At 69.4% G+C, this 13,887-nt stretch carries 13 protein-coding genes and 6 pseudogenes; 10 read left to right on the top strand and 9 right to left on the bottom strand.

All coding sequences use genetic code 11. The annotated features are described in order from the left end of the window. Positions 1 to 187 precede the first annotated feature (187 nt). Positions 188 to 532 (top strand): ANTAR domain-containing protein, encoded by a 345-nt coding sequence (locus QF030_RS00750; protein ID WP_307160693.1) that lies wholly within the window; start codon positions 188 to 190, stop codon positions 530 to 532. Between the two features lie 8 nt (positions 533 to 540). Here the strand turns inward: QF030_RS00750 and QF030_RS00745 are convergent. Next, positions 541 to 761 (bottom strand): annotated as a pseudogene (locus QF030_RS00745) (STAS domain-containing protein); the annotation flags it as partial. A gap of 215 nt (positions 762 to 976) precedes the next feature. On the opposite strand from QF030_RS00745, the gene QF030_RS00740 reads away from it, so the two are divergent. Continuing rightward, a complete protein-coding gene (locus QF030_RS00740) occupies positions 977 to 1,645 on the top strand; it encodes an ATP-binding protein (RefSeq protein ID WP_307160692.1) in 669 nt (222 codons plus the stop codon). Between the two features lie 238 nt (positions 1,646 to 1,883). Here the strand turns inward: QF030_RS00740 and QF030_RS00735 are convergent. The 3 genes and pseudogenes from QF030_RS00735 to QF030_RS00725 all read right to left on the bottom strand — a co-directional run. Beyond that, positions 1,884 to 2,447, bottom strand: a pseudogene (locus QF030_RS00735) (sigma-70 family RNA polymerase sigma factor); the annotation flags it as partial. A gap of 163 nt (positions 2,448 to 2,610) precedes the next feature. Then, positions 2,611 to 3,696, bottom strand: a complete 1,086-nt coding sequence (gene ku / locus QF030_RS00730; protein WP_307160691.1) for a non-homologous end joining protein Ku — start codon at positions 3,694 to 3,696, stop codon at positions 2,611 to 2,613. Between the two features lie 761 nt (positions 3,697 to 4,457). Further along, a complete protein-coding gene (locus tag QF030_RS00725) occupies positions 4,458 to 4,601 on the bottom strand; it encodes a hypothetical protein (protein ID WP_307160690.1) in 144 nt (47 codons plus the stop codon). Between the two features lie 29 nt (positions 4,602 to 4,630). Here QF030_RS00725 and QF030_RS00720 point away from each other — a divergent pair, with 29 nt between their 5' ends. Continuing rightward, on the top strand, positions 4,631 to 4,933 hold the full coding sequence (locus QF030_RS00720; RefSeq protein WP_307160689.1) for a hypothetical protein: 303 nt from the start codon (positions 4,631 to 4,633) through the stop codon (positions 4,931 to 4,933). Between the two features lie 77 nt (positions 4,934 to 5,010). Here QF030_RS00720 and QF030_RS00715 read toward each other — a convergent pair whose 3' ends face one another. Then, positions 5,011 to 5,280: a hypothetical protein gene (locus QF030_RS00715; protein ID WP_307160688.1), complete on the bottom strand. Its 270-nt coding sequence runs from the start codon at positions 5,278 to 5,280 to the stop codon at positions 5,011 to 5,013. A 402-nt stretch (positions 5,281 to 5,682) separates the two neighbouring features. On the opposite strand from QF030_RS00715, the gene QF030_RS00710 reads away from it, so the two are divergent. Together QF030_RS00710 and QF030_RS00705 are read left to right on the top strand one after the other, a co-directional pair. Further along, the gene (locus QF030_RS00710; protein ID WP_307160687.1) at positions 5,683 to 5,829 is read left to right on the top strand and encodes a hypothetical protein; all 147 of its coding nucleotides are present in this window, start codon (positions 5,683 to 5,685) and stop codon (positions 5,827 to 5,829) included. Between the two features lie 34 nt (positions 5,830 to 5,863). After that, positions 5,864 to 6,759, top strand: a pseudogene (locus tag QF030_RS00705) (anti-sigma factor RsbA family regulatory protein). A 54-nt stretch (positions 6,760 to 6,813) separates the two neighbouring features. On the opposite strand, the gene QF030_RS00700 reads toward QF030_RS00705, so the two are convergent. Together QF030_RS00700 and QF030_RS00695 are read right to left on the bottom strand one after the other, a co-directional pair. Beyond that, positions 6,814 to 7,179: an STAS domain-containing protein gene (locus tag QF030_RS00700; protein ID WP_307160686.1), complete on the bottom strand. Its 366-nt coding sequence runs from the start codon at positions 7,177 to 7,179 to the stop codon at positions 6,814 to 6,816. A 309-nt stretch (positions 7,180 to 7,488) separates the two neighbouring features. After that, a complete protein-coding gene (locus tag QF030_RS00695) occupies positions 7,489 to 7,857 on the bottom strand; it encodes an STAS domain-containing protein (RefSeq protein WP_307160685.1) in 369 nt (122 codons plus the stop codon). A 157-nt stretch (positions 7,858 to 8,014) separates the two neighbouring features. Between QF030_RS00695 and QF030_RS00690 the strand changes: the two are divergent. Further along, positions 8,015 to 8,455 (top strand): annotated as a pseudogene (locus tag QF030_RS00690) (ATP-binding protein); the annotation flags it as partial. Between the two features lie 493 nt (positions 8,456 to 8,948). Beyond that, positions 8,949 to 9,076, top strand: a pseudogene (locus tag QF030_RS00685) (IS5 family transposase); the annotation flags it as partial. Positions 9,077 to 9,327: 251 nt separating this feature from the next. Here QF030_RS00685 and nadC read toward each other — a convergent pair. After that, positions 9,328 to 10,296 carry a carboxylating nicotinate-nucleotide diphosphorylase gene (gene nadC, locus QF030_RS00680; RefSeq protein WP_307160684.1) on the bottom strand — a complete coding sequence of 323 codons (969 nt, stop codon included), beginning with the start codon at positions 10,294 to 10,296 and terminating at the stop codon, positions 9,328 to 9,330. Positions 10,297 to 10,390: 94 nt separating this feature from the next. On the opposite strand from nadC, the gene QF030_RS00675 reads away from it, so the two are divergent. From QF030_RS00675 to QF030_RS40395, 3 genes are read left to right on the top strand one after another with little or no spacing between them, the layout of a single operon-like run. Then, positions 10,391 to 10,753, top strand: a complete 363-nt coding sequence (locus tag QF030_RS00675; RefSeq protein WP_307160683.1) for a MarR family winged helix-turn-helix transcriptional regulator — start codon at positions 10,391 to 10,393, stop codon at positions 10,751 to 10,753. Positions 10,754 to 10,803: 50 nt separating this feature from the next. Beyond that, entirely contained in the window at positions 10,804 to 12,198 is a 1,395-nt protein-coding gene (locus tag QF030_RS00670) for an MFS transporter (RefSeq protein ID WP_307160937.1), read from the top strand. After that, a complete protein-coding gene (locus QF030_RS40395; RefSeq protein ID WP_373428708.1) occupies positions 12,195 to 12,707 on the top strand; it encodes a DUF6233 domain-containing protein in 513 nt (170 codons plus the stop codon). Before QF030_RS00670 ends, QF030_RS40395 begins: the two co-directional genes overlap by 4 nt. Positions 12,708 to 12,717: 10 nt before the next feature. On the opposite strand, the pseudogene QF030_RS00660 reads toward QF030_RS40395, so the two are convergent. Next, positions 12,718 to 13,460: pseudogene (locus tag QF030_RS00660) on the bottom strand (IS5 family transposase); the annotation flags it as partial. Between the last annotated feature and the right edge of the window lie 427 nt (positions 13,461 to 13,887).

Here is a 13,887-nt window from a genome sequence, read left to right as displayed (position 1 = left end):
GTGGGCCACTCGGCGGGGAGAGCGGTTGGGGGGACAGCCTCTCGGGTTCTTCACCGGCCGCGGTCGGTGAAGAACTCCTCCCCCCGTTCCCCGTTTCATGTGATCTTCGTGTCGCGTGGGGTGTGTCTTGTGGTTGCGGTTGGGGCAGGCGTATTTGAAACGTCCGCCCGTGTATGGAGACCTGGTGATGACGACCTCCTGCCGCTTACCGCGGCCCCTGCCCGACGGCACACGTAACGCCACGGTGGCCCGCCTGGAGCAGGAGATCGCCCAGATGCGGCAGGCGGTCGGCTCCCACGCGGTGGTCGACCAGGCCATCGGTGTCCTCATCGCAGTACACCGTCTTGCGCCGGCCGCCGGGTTCGAGGTGCTGCGGGAGGTCTCTCAGCACACCAACATCAAACTGCGCGCGATCGCCGAGATGGTGATCGGCTGGGCGCTGGGGCAGCCCCTGCCGGAGCCGGTGGGCCGGGAGCTGGGCGAGGCCGTGCAGCGGAGCTCGGGCCAGGAGGACACCCAGGGCCAGCCGTAGCAGGGAGCTTAGGAGTTCAGGGCCTGCTCGACGGTGGGGTGGCAGGTGATGATGGCGTCGATGCCGACCAGCTCCAAACCCGCAGGAGGGACTCCGGGGCACCGGCGATCCGCATCCACCCTTGCGTCCCGCTCACCTGCTGAGGGCAGGCGACGAAGACATTGATGCCGCTGGAGTCCATGAAGGTCACGCCGCCGAGGTCCACTACGATCCGCGACGGCGGCGCCGCTGTCCCCGGTCACGTAGAGGCGCTTGCCGTCGGGGTTGACCGCCCGCCATGACCGCGACCAGTCGAGCCCGGCGGACGACTCTTCACAGGATCTGCCGGTCAGCCGGCGGACCCAGATGGTTCACCACGCAGGCCGGGGTAACCCGACAGAGGCAGCCGCCGGATGTGCACAGCGCCAGTCGGCGGCGCAGGGCCACCCACGCTGGAGGAACCTCGTGAACAGCGAACCGACCATCCCATCCTGCGAGTCGAGTTTCCCCGCTGTCACGGCGAGCATCGCGGCCGCCCGGCACTGGGTCCGCGACTGCGTGGAAGGTTTCGGCGACCCGCTGCGCGGGCGACCGATCAGCCAGACCACCGAACTGCTCGTCTCCGAACTGATCACCAATGCCATCCGCCACGGCGCCGGCCCACCCCTGATCCGGCTCACCTGGAACGGCCGCCTGCTGCGCATCGCTGTCAGCGATGACAGCGACCGCTGGCCGCGCATGCGTGCCACTGAGAGGTCCGAGCCCGGCGGCTTCGGCATGCAGCTTCTCGAACAGCTCGCGCAACGCTGGGGCGTCACCCCACGTCACCCGGGCAAAACGGTCTGGGCCGATCTGAGTTCCGCCCCTGAGGAGGGAGGGGGAGAGCTTACCGTCCCTCCATCCGTGAGTCAGCCTGGCGCCACTGGGGGAAGGCCACGACTCGGTCGCATGAGCTGTCACCCGCGCGCCTCAACGGGATCCTGCAGGCCATTCCAGACCGAGGTAACTCACCGGCTCGGCAACGGCTATGTCCAGCGGGCGGACCTGGTGATGCGGGCGTCGGCGGCCGGGGGACCGGTGATGCTACTGGAGATCGACCGCCGCACCGAGGACGCCGACAAACTCCGGCGATGAGAAGCGTTTGCCCCAGCCGCTGGCTGAACAAGCGGCTCAATCCGCTCCCGCCGTGCGGGTCTCCTCCCCTCGACGGCCCCCAGGGTGAAGGAGTCGTCGCAGGGTTCTGGGTAATGCCACACAGCGCGGTGACCGGACCACGATCCACTCAGCGGCGTCCGCGAGCAGTGCAGGCATCCGCGGAATGGCGTCGGCGAACCCGGCAGCCCCCTCAGTGCACGAGCCTTCACGGCCCGGAGGTAGTGGAGTCGTAGCCGTTCGCCGCGAGCCTGGCCTCCACGACCTCGTCTTCGGGCAGCCTCATCAGCTGCGACAGTTCCTTGACGGTGGGGGTCCGGCCGAGTCCGGTGCGCAGCTCCTCCGTGGCGCGGGCGAGGCGGACGCGGGCTTCCTGCAGCCGCCGAGGAACGTGCACGGCTCAGGTGGTGTCGCGGAAGAACCGTTTGATCTCGCCCACGATGCATGGGATGGCGAAGGAGGTGAACTCCACCTCCCGCGACAGCTCGAACCGGTCGATGGCCGTGATCAGTCCGACCATGCCGGCCTGGACGATGTCCTGCATTTCTTGTGGCTAGCGGCTGCGGTAGCGACCGGCGGCGAAGAGGACCAGGGACATGTTCATCTCGATCAGCGTGCTGCGGGCGGAGCTGTGCTCGGACGTGCCCTCGTCCAGCACCGTCAGCTGGGAGAAGAAGAGCCGGGACAGATCCCGGGCGTCCTTAGGCGCAACCTTGGAGGGACCGGAAACCACAGGTAGGCCTGCTGTGCACGTGCTCCTGTCGGCCGCGGTCACTGCCGCCATGACGCCTCCCTCCCTGTCACGCATCACCAGCCCGCTATGACCCGGTAAAAGGTCGCATACGCCGATTGTTCGACTGCACCCCTTCTGCACGGTCTGGAGATCGTCAAGGTGGTTGCCGAGGGCGGGTCCGAAGCCCCCGCGACGGGGCGCGGCACGGTTGCCGTCAGGCGGCGCTCTTCTTGCGGCGGCGTCCGGCGCGGGCGAGTGCGTCGATGAGTTCTTCGCGGCTCATCTTGGAGCGGCCGGTGATGCCGTACTCGGTGGCCCGCTCATACAGCTGCGCCTTGCTGAGCTGCCGCAGTTCGCTCTTGCTGGTGCCGCGCTGGCTGCGGGCCGTGCCCGAGGCGCGGGCCGTCTTCGGCGGCGCCTTCCGGGCGGCGGTCTTCTTCGCCGCCTTCCCGGTCGTCTTCCGTGTGGTCTTGCGGGCAGGGGCGGGCTTCTCCCGCGGTTCCTCTTCTGTCTTACGTCCGCCGCGGGTCTGGTCGATGCTGCCCTGCAAGACCGCCATCAGGTCGATGACGTTGGTGGCCGCCGGCGCCTTTTCGGCAGGAGCGATCTCCTGGCCCTCGGCCTTCGCCTGCACCAGCTCGTGCACCTTCTCCTGATAGGTGTCGTGATACCGGGCAGGTTCCCACGACCCGCTGAGCGCGCCGACCAGCTGGAGCGCCATGTCCAGCTCCTTGCCCTTGCCCGCCCGGCCGGAGGGCAGTGCGGGCAGTTCCTGGTGTGGGTCGCGGACCTCATCAGCCCAGTGCAGGGTCTGCAGCACCAGGACCTGCTCCTCCGCGCGCAGCGCGGTCAGGTACTGCTTATTGCGCATCACGAAGCTGGCGATGCCGACCTTGTTGGTTTTGGCCAGGGCGGCGCGCAGCAGCTCGTACACCTTGGCGTACTCCTCGCCGCGCGGGGCGATGTAGTAGGTGCGGTCGAAGTAGACGGGCTCGATCGCCTCCAGATCGACGAAGTCGGTGATGTCGATGGTCTGGGAGCGGCCCGGCGCGATCTCGTCCAGCTCGTCGGGCTCCACGACGACGTACTCTCCCTCGTCCAGCTCGAAGCCCTTGACGATGTCGTCGCCGTCCACTTCGTCACCGGTGCGCTCGTTGACCCTCCGGTTGCGGATCCGGTCCGAGGTGCCGCGCTGCAGCTGGTGGAAGTGGACCGTGTGGTCCTCGGTCGCGGAGAACAGACCGACCGGCACGCTGACCAGCCCGAACGTGATTACACCGGTCCAGATCGCGCGCGCCATGACCGACCACTCCCATCTACCCCCTCGCACTGTGCTCCCGCTGACCACGCTGACACCCCTGGACGCACGGCGCGCGCTGGGATGAGCCCGACCACGGCGGAGCTATATCGGGCATGTCCGAATGGCGCCACGGGTGACTGTCATCCTTCCGGGGAGGGCTGTCCCAGGTCACCCCTGTGGACGTCGACAGCACACCGACGGCCGCCGGAGGTATGAGGTCTCGCCGCGCGCCGCCAGGCGGAGGAAGCCGAACGCGCGGCCGTCGAAGCGCCGGCCGTGAAGTCACGCAGCCGGTTCGGTATCGGACGCCGCCGGTAGCTGCGGGTCGCGGCAGGCCCGGCCACCAGCGCTGGGCCAGACGTCGTCTCCGGGCCTCGCGTTTTCGGTGGCGGCTGGAAGGCTTGTCGGAGGAACGGTGCCGAGCTGCTGCTGAAAAGGCGGCCGCCCGCCCCGCCTCTGCTCGCATGCCGAAACGACTTTTCAGGGGCGGCTTGGAGCGTGACATAGGTCGGCAAGAGGTCGTCGAGGCCGACGATGTGCAGGAGGCGCTGCACGGCTGGGGGAACGTTCGCCAGGCGGAGCCAGCCGGCGCTCTCCTGTGCGGCGCGGTGGGCGTGACGAGGAAGTGGATGCCGCTGGTGTCCATGAACGTGACGTGCTGACGTCGATGACCGTGTACGGCGCGCATCGATCGCTTGCGCCGCTGTCGAACGCCTAGCCCGCAAATGGCACGCTGCTGTGGTCGATCTCGCCGTGCGGCGTCAGGACGTGCGGGGGCCCTGCATCGTCCAGCCGCGCATGCCCTCACCGCGCAGGGCGACCACGGTGAAGGAAGCCGTTCCGCCGGTGCGGTGGTGACCGTCGGAGTGGGCCAGCGCCTCCGGATGCTCCACGATGGATGCCACCGCGTCCGGCCCGCGCGAGGATGCGACCCATGACTACTAATGACGCCTCCCCCTACGGTCGCTGGACCGATGCGGAAGGTGCCCAGGGCCAGGGCCAGCCCGCCGACGACCTCGCCCTGGCCCTGGCCCTGTACGGCCTGAACGAACGCTCCTCCGGCGGCACGGTGCGCCCGACGGCCGCGCTGATCACCGTCTCCCGGCCCGACGGCCGGACCCTGGGCACCTTCCGGGCCGATACCGAGGACGCGGAGATCCTTGCCGCACGGATCCTCCAGCACTCCGACGACCGCTACGGCCCCCTGCACGCCAGCGCCCTAGAAGCGCTCCTCTAGTCCCCCGCCGCAGGACCTCACCGCCCTGCTGGGGCCTGCCGCCTTGCTCTGGGCCAAGTACGGGACTGGCCGACTGCTCACGTTCCCACCACGCATGGCGCGATAGCGCAGAGCGGGAGTTGCGCGAACTTCTCCGTGCTGAGGGACAGGTCGGCTCCGCCGCACTGGTTGAGGGCGCCGCCAAGGGGCAGTCCGGCGAGGTTGCCGTTGGCCGCGCCGGTGCCCTGCGTGGTGGTGCCGTTGGCATGGGCCCCGTTGTTGAGGTTGGCACAGCTGACGCCGAAGGCGGGGGAGAGGAAATCACCGATGCCGCCGGCGGAGGCGGGGGCGGCTGTGCCGAGTCTCACCCCCGCGACCGCTACGGTGAGAGACAGAACGGTGACTGACTTTCACGTGGTCATGCTTGGGAAACGGCAGAGGCGGAGGCAGCGTCACTCATGGCCCTGGCGTTCGGGGAAGGCACCGACTGGGTGCGTGCGTTCGGTGCACGGTCACGGTGACCGTGCACCGAACGGGAGTCTCTGCGACTGGTGCGACGCGAGCGGAAGGCGTGAAGGACGCCGTACATCGGCCGGGACCACCGCCACCCGGGAATTCCGGCAGATCGAGCACACACGTACCGGGCGCAGCGGCCGGACCAATCCACTGGCACCCACGCCTTTCTGACGGCCCCGCACCGGACGAGGTCCCCTTGGATTCGGGGAGTCACCCGCTCCGAGCTGGCCCGGCGGCACGCGGACGTGTCGTACGTGGAGCTTGCGGATGTGGCGTTCGTCGACGTGGCGGGGGTGACCGCGCTGGCGGTCACCGCCATGAACCTGCACGACGGGAGGGTCGTGGTCGAGAATCCCCCGCCGCAGCTGCCGCGGGTGGACCGGGTCGAGGTGGCTCTGTGATGAGCACGGTGACCACCACCCACACGAGGCGTTCGTGCATCCTGCCCTCTTCTACCGCACCGAGCAGGAGTACACGCGGCAGACGGTGGCCTTCCTGCGCGAGGGCCTGACCAACGGCGAGCCGATGGCCGTCGCGGCGCCCGCCCCAACCTGGAGCTGATGCAGGCCTGGGCGGGACGCGGAAGGCATCTTGTTCCTGGACATGGCCGAGGCCGGCCGCAACCCGGGGCGGATCATCCCCAAGGTGCTGCGCGGATTCGCCGACGCCCACCCGAAGGGGCGTGTGCGGATCATCGGCGAGCCGATCTGGGCCGGGCGCAGCGCGGTGGAGTACCCGGCGTGCGCGCAGCACGAGGCGCTGATCAACGCCGCGTTCGAGGACCGGGCGGTGACGATCCTGAGCCCCTACGACGAGGTGCGGCTGATCCGCAGGTGATCGCCGATGCGAAGGTCACCCACCCGACCCTCATCAGCGGGGACGGACACGAGTCGGTCAGCGACGTCTACAACTGGCAGGCGGTCGTCGATCGGTACAACCAGGCGCTTGCGCCCGCACCGGACGCTGCGGCCTTCTCCTACGGTGGTGAGGACCTTCCGGGCGGTTCGCCGGTTCGCCCTCGCTCAGGCGATGCGGCTGGGAATGGCCGGGGAGCGGCTGATGGATGTGGAGCTGGCGGTCGCGGAGCTGGCGACCAACAGCGTGGTCCACGGCGGAGGCCGCGGGACACTCGCCATCTGGGCCGAGCAGGGGCAGCTGGTGTGTGAGTCCGCGATGCGGGCCGGCTGGCCGATCCGCTGGCCGGCCGCCGCCCGCCAGGGCGCGACCAGCTCGGCGGCCGGGGCCTGATGCTGGTCCACTACGTGGCCGACCTGGTGCGCGTACACACCGGCGAAGACGGCACGACCGTGCGCTTCTACCTCAGCTTGTGACAGCGCGCATGGGCGGCCACCCTGTCCGCATGGCCGCCCGCCCCGCTTCTGCTTTCACGGCGCAACGATTTCAGGCGGGAGGGCGGCTTGGAGCGTGGCATAGGTCGGCAGGAGCTCATCGAGGCCGACGATGCGCAGTAGGCGCTGCACGGCTGGGGGAACGTTCGCCAGGCGGATCCAGCCGTCACTCTCCTGTGCGGCAAGGTAGGCGTAGAGGAGGAAGTGGAGGCCGCTGGAGTCCATGAACGTGACGTGCTCGAAGTCGACGACCGTGCACGGCGCGCATCGGTCGCCCGCGCCGCTGTCGAACGCCCAGCCCGCAAATGCCACGCTGCTGTGGTCGATCTCGCCGTGCGGCGTCAGGACGTGCACTCCCTGAGCAGTGGTGTGCTGGGAGACAGTCAGAAGGGATGCGTCCATGGGACCACCTCGTTCTTCCCCCGAGGAAGTGCCCACGGAGTCGACAGCCCCACGCAAACGCAAACCCGTTGCGATGTCAACAAAATCCGGGTTTGTATACCTCGCCCCGCACGAGGGCCGTCGAGTGCTGCTCGGATCCCTCGATAGGGCGCAACTACGAGGAGTGGACCCCTCTCGCGCCCCGATGAGCTCGGGAAGGTCGAGGACCCGAAACGGCGACCGCGCTGACCGACAGCGATGGCGTCTTTCACGTATGAGGCCGTGCAGTGGTACTCGGGCCAGGAGGACACCCCGCGCCCGCAGTAGGGCTCAGGGGTTCAGGGCCTGCTCGAGGGTGGGGTGGCAGGTGATGATGGCGTCGAGGCCGACCAGCTGCAGGACGCGCAGGACGGGGTTCTGGGCGGCGGCGATCCGCACCCACCCTTGCGTGCCGCTTACGGCCTGGTGGGCGGTGATGAAGACGTTGATGCCGCTGGAGTCCATGAAGGTCACGCCGCCGAGGTCTACTACGATCCGCGACGGCGGCGCCGCGTCGTCTCCGGACAGCAGCGCTTTGCTGAGCAGTTCTTGGACGTCGTTGTCGATCTTGCCCTGCACGGTCACGACCCGCACGCCGCCGACCATGCGGTGTACGGCGGAGAACCGGTCTGGCCGGTCCGCGTTCTCGATGTCGCTCACCGTCTCCTCGCCTGCGCTTGTGCCAGCCCTGGGACAGGGCGTGCACGGACGATTCTGCCCCACCGCCAAGACCCCATGAGGCAGCTGATCACGTTGAATAACATGCCTGTGACATGTATGACGGGCTCGGGGGTAGTGGCGCGCTTGTGAACGGTCAATGAGGGCGACGCCCGAGGCATCCCATGACGACGGTGACGGCCGTACCGAGCCGGACGAGCACCTGATCCGCGCCGGATACACCCTCGGCCGAGACGACGGCTGCATCGCCGACGCCCGCCAGCACGCCCTCGCCTTCCTCGACCAGGCCGAAGCCGACTACCTCCTGTCGGTATCCGCCCGTACGAGGGACCTGACCCAGCTGGTGATCAGTGAGCTGGTCACCAATGCCTGCAAGCACGTCCCCGGCCCGGTCCTGGTGGAACTGCGCATCAACACCCGCGCCGTGGACGTCGTCGTGTGGGACAGCGACCCCACCGTGCCCGCGGCCCGAGCCGCCGATCCCGACCGTATCGGCCAACACGGGCTGGAGATCGTCAAGGCCATCACCGATGAACTGTTCGTCGAGCAGGAGCCGGTCGGCAAACGCATTACGGCCCGCGCCTCCCCCTGCACGACACCTCGGCGGTACCACCACCGCCGCCGTCTGACGGACTGCTCGCCCCCGCCCGGCACCGCGCGATGCGTGCCCGTAGCCCTGCCAGCTGGTCGTGACCCAGACGGTCCGCGCCGTATCGGTCCATGGTTCGGACGGTCTTCTCGCGAGCTAGCCGCCAGACAGGCGGCGTTGTGCAAAGCTCTGCGAGGAGTGGACTGTTCGTTGTCTTCCTCTTTCGCCTTCTGTGCATCCCCGTCGGGGTGCACAGCGCCTTGTCTCAGCACTGGGACGGGGGCGGGTCGACTTCCGGTGTGCGACTGCTCGGGCCTGGGCGTGCTGCTCGGCGTTCGTGCGCTGGCCCTGGCTGCGGGCGGGTCCCTGTGCGTGATAGGCCCGCTCCGGCCGCTGGTCGCACGGGTGGTGCAGGTGACGAAGCTGGATTCCGTCCTGTTGGCAGACGCCGCGTGAGGCGAGCGTCCCGCCTCACGCAGGTGAGGAAGCCGAAGGCCGGGATGCCGAGCCGAGTGCGTGTGTGCTGGACGGACAGAGCGTCAAGACACAGCGAACGTCCCGGCCGCCGGTCAGGGCATCGACGCGGGTAAGAAGATCGCGGGCCGCAAGCGCCCTTCCAATTGACGCTCAGATTGCTCGATCCCGGCGACGGAGCACCGGGCATGTGTGAGGACGTGCTGATCCGGTCTGGTTCGTCTCTGCCACCCGCGGCTGCCGGTTCGCGTCCCGGCGAAGTCTTCCTCAGCGCCCCGGGCGCCTTCGGCGGCGGGGGAACGTGCCGGAGACGGAAACGAAGGCCTCCCGGTCGAGGGGGTCGGCCATGGCGGGCATTCCAGCCCGTCCGCGCAGGAGGAGACACTGCCTCATCCGAACCTCGCCGGGTGTCCGCCACCCGCTGGTGCCGTCGGCGTCAGCAGCAGACTGAGGTCGAACGCCGGCGCGCTGTGGGTGATGGCACCGACGGATATCGCGTCGACTCCGGTCTCTGCGACGGCCCTGACCGTGTCCAGCGTGATGGATCCAGACGCCTCGAGTCGGGGCCCTTCCGACCCTCGCAGTGTCACAATGTGCCGCATGTCTTCGATGGACATGTTGTCCAGCATGATCCACTCGACTCCCGCGCTCAGCGCCTCGATGGCCTGGGCTGCCGACTCGACCTCCACCTCGACGGCGACGCCCCGCGTGTTACACGCGTGCACTGCCGCGATCGCGGCGCTCACGCCGCCCGCCGCGGCGATGTGGTTCTCCTTGAGCAGGACCATCGCCGCGAGGTCGAGCCGGTGGTTGCTCACTCCGCCGGCGGCGACCGCGGCCTTGTCGAGCGCCCGAAGCCCGGGCGCTGTTTTGCGGGTGTCCAGGATCCGTGCCGGAAGCCCGGTCACCGCCTCCGCGAAGGCCGCGGCGGCGGTGGCGATGCCAGACATGCGTTGCAGGAAGTTCAAAGCTGTCCGCTCGCCGGTGATGATCTCTCGTGCGGGTCCGGCCAGCGTGAGCAGGTCCTGCCCGGTGTGAACGCGGTCGCCGTCCTGAACGTGCTCGGTGACGACGACATCGCTGCCGAGCTGCCGATACACCTCGCCTGGGATCGCCGTGCCGGCGATCACGCCGTCTTGGCGGGCGACGGCGCGCGCATGGGCGCGGGTGCCGTCCGGCACCGACCAGCGGGTGGTGATGTCGTCCTCGGCGCGGTCTTCGGCCAGGGCGCGGCGCACAGCGTCCGCCATGGCGCCGACGGCGACCGCCGTCTGGTGCGCCGGGTGCGGGGCTGGGTCACGGTGTTCGGGGAGCGAGATGCATAAATCATTCATATAAATATTGTATGCTTCACGCATGAGCCGTCAAGACGCCACTCGTGACGCTTCCACTGCGATCGGGTCGGCCCTCTACGGGCTGGCCACCAGGGCTGTGAGACGCCTTCCGCGCGATATGAGCATCACGTCCGCCGCCACCCTGGCCACCCTGCACAGGACCGGCCCTCGACGCATCACCGATCTGGCCGTGATCGAGGGTGTCACCCAGCCCGCGATGACCGTGCTGGTCCGGGTGATGGAGGAGTCCGGACTGGTCGAGCGCAGGGGCGACGCGTCCGACAAGCGGGTCACGCTGGTGTGTCTGACCGAGGCCGGCACGTCGTACGTTCAGACGCGGCGCCAGGCGGGCGTCGATGCGTTCGCGCGGCTGATCGACGAACTCGCCGACGACGAGGTCGAGGCCCTGGTGGCGGCGCTTCCGGCGCTGACGCACCTGGCAGAGCTCGAAAGCCAGGACCGCGAAGGGCCGAAGCGGTGACGGGGCGCACCCCGGAGCGCTCCGAGGCGCGGCTCCTGGTCCCCGCCCTGATGTTCATCGCCCTGGTCGTGGCGGCGGTCGCCAGCCTCGGGACGCCGCTGATCACCAGTGTGGCGACCACGTTCCACGTCTCGCTCGACAGCGCGCAGTGGACGCTGACCGTCGCACTGCTGAGCGGCGCCGTCGCCACGCCCGTCCTCGGCCGGCTCGGAGCCGGACCGCACCGACGGGCCACGATCCTCGCCACGCTGGCGATCGTCGTCGTCGGCAGTGCGCTGACCGTGCTGCCGCTGCCGTTCGCGGGGCTGCTCATCGGCAGGGCGGCCCAAGGCGTCGGGCTCGGTCTGACGGCGCTGATGATGGGCGTGGCCCGGGACCATCTTCCCGAGGAGCGCAGCACGGCGACGATCGCCCTGATCTCGGTGGTCTCGATCATCGGCGCCGGCGTCGGCTACCCGCTCACCGCACTGCTCGCCGAGATCGGCGGCGTACGGGCCGCCTACGGCTTCGGTCTGTTCGTCACCGCTGTCGCCTTCCTGACCGCGTGGCGTTCCATACCCGCGGCTCCCGAAGGCCGCTCCGCTCACGTGAACGTGGCGGGCGCGCTCGTCCTCGCGGGTGGACTGTTCCTCGTCCTGTTCCTGGCCGGCCAGCGGAGCCTGTGGAGCCGTCACCTCGCCGTGGCGGTGATCCTCGCCGTCGTCGCCGTGCTCCTGCTGTGCGTCTGGATCGCCTCCGAGCTGCGCAGCAAGGCGCCCCTGGTCGATGTCCGGGCGGTACGGCACCCGGCGGTCGCCGGAGCGAACATCGCCATGTTCGTCGGCGGGAGCGGCATGTACCTCCTGCTCACGCTCATCACGCGGTACGCGCAGACGCCGCACAGCGCCGGCTACGGCTTCGGGCTGACCACCTTCGCCGCCGGGCTGGTCCTCGTCCCGTTCTCGGTGCTGGGGTTCGTCGCCGGCAAACTCACGCCCCGGGTTCGGACGCTGATCGACGCACCCCTGCTCCTGGCCGGCAGCGCCGTCATCGTCGGCGGCGGGTTCGTCCTCTTCGCCGCGGCCCGGTCGAACCTGGCCGAACTGCTCGTCGCGATGGGTGTGCTGGGCTTCGGCGTCGGCAGCTTCTCAGCCGCCATGCCCGGCGTCATCCTGGCCGTCACGCCCAAGAGCGAGACGTCGAGCGCGATGAGCTTCAACTACGTCGTCCGCAGCGTCGGGTACTCCCTGGGCAGCGCGATAGGCGGCCTGGTCCTGGCCACCGGCACCGACACCGGTCATCTCTTCCCGAACGACCACGCCTACACCACCGCAGCACTGGTCGGCATCGCCGCGATGGCGGTCACCGCCCTGACCGCCACCGCTCTCGCCCGCCAACCGCCGCCCGAGATCAACCCCACCGCGGCCACGGCCAGCGTGCCGAGTCAGGGCCGGTCGAGCCGATGACCGGCTTGCCGGAAGGGCGGCGGCCCCGTCGCCCTGGTCGGCGCCGAGGAGACATATCGACGATCGCCAGCGCACGGCCTGCTGAGACGAGAGAAACAGGTGGACCACGACTCGGCCGGCACCGTGTGGTGTCGAGCTCGCCTGAGCCAACCTCATCGAGCGGCGCGCGGGAGGCGCCCGGCGTCTCGTACGACGACGTCCCCACTACCCGGCTGCCGCCCCCGTCGACGGAGCAGCAGATCCTCGGGGAACGCCGGCCCTCGGGCTGGGTCCTGCAGAAGCTGAACGGCAACCGCGGTCCCGGCCGGGGCGTCATCCATGCCGTCGACTGCGACGAAGCACCCACCGGAGCACCGAAGCTGACACTGGACCAGGCGCTGGACGCCGCAGAGCACCCCGGGACCCGGCTGTGCTCCCTGTGCAGCGCGGCAGCGGAACTCGACCCCATGCTCAGGGGCTTCGAACATGGCTTCGGCGGCTCGGAAAACCACAGCAGGGGAACCCAGTGATCGCCACACTGTAGAGATCGCGGTCGAAGGCCGGTGGTCTGCCGCCGGCCCGGCCGCGCCGTATCCGGTTGGCCTTCTGGTCCGCTCTCTCCGGGATCACCGCCCGGATGCCGCGGCGCCGCAGCGTCTGGCGGATCGCCCGTGACGAATACGCTTTGTCGGCGATGGCCGCGTCGGGCCTGCGGCGCGACCGACCGACGCCGGTCCGGGGCACTCTCACCGCGTCCAGGACCGCGTCGAAGGCGGTGGAGTCGTTGACGTTGCCCGGCGTGACGAGGACGGCCAGGGGCAGGCCCCGGCCGTCACAGGCGAGGTGGACCTTCGTGGTCAGCCCGCCGCGGGACCGGCCGAGCGCCTGACGACCCGCCGCGCGTTCCGGATCTTCCAGTTCGTCCCTCGACGCCGCCCCTTTTTGCGGGCGCCGGCGGCGTGCTGGTGGGCACGGTTGATCGTGGAGTCGACCGACACGGTCCACTCCACCGCCCCGGCCGAGTCGTTGCGGACCTGGACCTCCTCGAGCAGGCGGGCCCAGGTCCCGTCCGCCTCCCACCGGGCGAACCGCTCATAGACCGTCTGCCACGGCCCGAAGCGTTCCGGCAGGTCACGCCACGGAGCACCCGTCCGCAACCGCCACAACACCCCGTTGATCACCTGCCGGTGATCCCGCCACGGACGACCCCGCCCGTCAACACCCGGCAACAGCGGCGCCATCCGCTCCCACGCCGCATCCGTCAGCTCACCACGACCCATCACAAGATCAATTATCAGACAGGACCTAGGCTCTGAGTTGGGAGGGCTCCTTGCGCGGTGTTCCAGCACGCCGTTAACGAGAGGAACTCCGTATGGACGAGAGTAACGCGAAACGCCAGCCCAAGCACCCGTCCCGCTGGGGCAAACGATGCGTCGAAACCATCCGCCACCTGGGCAAATGGACGGGTCAACAGGGGCGAAACGTCCCCGGTCAGTTCCTGCACGGCGCCGCGTACAAACTCGGCAGCGGGGGCCGTGACACTGCTGCTCCTGTGGTGGGAGACGCGGCACTAAACCGCCTCGCGGGCCTGACCGCCGGGTGCTCCTGAGGCCCCGTACTGCACTGCCGCACCGGTGCGGGGCCTCAACGCGTATCCGCAGAGGGTCGGACTCCCCTTCCCTCGCAACGCGCAGCATGCCCGGCGGCCGC

It is taken from the genome of Streptomyces rishiriensis (assembly GCF_030815485.1).
Lineage (GTDB): Bacteria > Actinomycetota > Actinomycetes > Streptomycetales > Streptomycetaceae > Streptomyces > Streptomyces rishiriensis_A.
The sequence above is the reverse complement of the archived record's forward strand: the minus strand, read 5'-3'. Positions and strand labels throughout refer to the sequence as shown.

Bases quoted from the DNA above. Each gene is read 5' to 3' on its own strand.
- QF030_RS00750 (WP_307160693.1), top strand. From the start codon at position 188: ATGACGACCTCCTGCCGCTTACCGCGGCCCCTGCCCGACGGCACACGT.
- ku (WP_307160691.1), bottom strand. From the start codon at position 3,696: ATGGCGCGCGCGATCTGGACCGGTGTAATCACGTTCGGGCTGGTCAGC.
- QF030_RS00720 (WP_307160689.1), top strand. From the start codon at position 4,631: ATGACTACTAATGACGCCTCCCCCTACGGTCGCTGGACCGATGCGGAA.
- QF030_RS00700 (WP_307160686.1), bottom strand. From the start codon at position 7,179: ATGGACGCATCCCTTCTGACTGTCTCCCAGCACACCACTGCTCAGGGA.
- nadC (WP_307160684.1), bottom strand. From the start codon at position 10,296: ATGCGTGAAGCATACAATATTTATATGAATGATTTATGCATCTCGCTC.
- QF030_RS00675 (WP_307160683.1), top strand. From the start codon at position 10,391: ATGAGCATCACGTCCGCCGCCACCCTGGCCACCCTGCACAGGACCGGC.
- QF030_RS00670 (WP_307160937.1), top strand. From the start codon at position 10,804: ATGTTCATCGCCCTGGTCGTGGCGGCGGTCGCCAGCCTCGGGACGCCG.
- QF030_RS40395 (WP_373428708.1), top strand. From the start codon at position 12,195: ATGACCGGCTTGCCGGAAGGGCGGCGGCCCCGTCGCCCTGGTCGGCGC.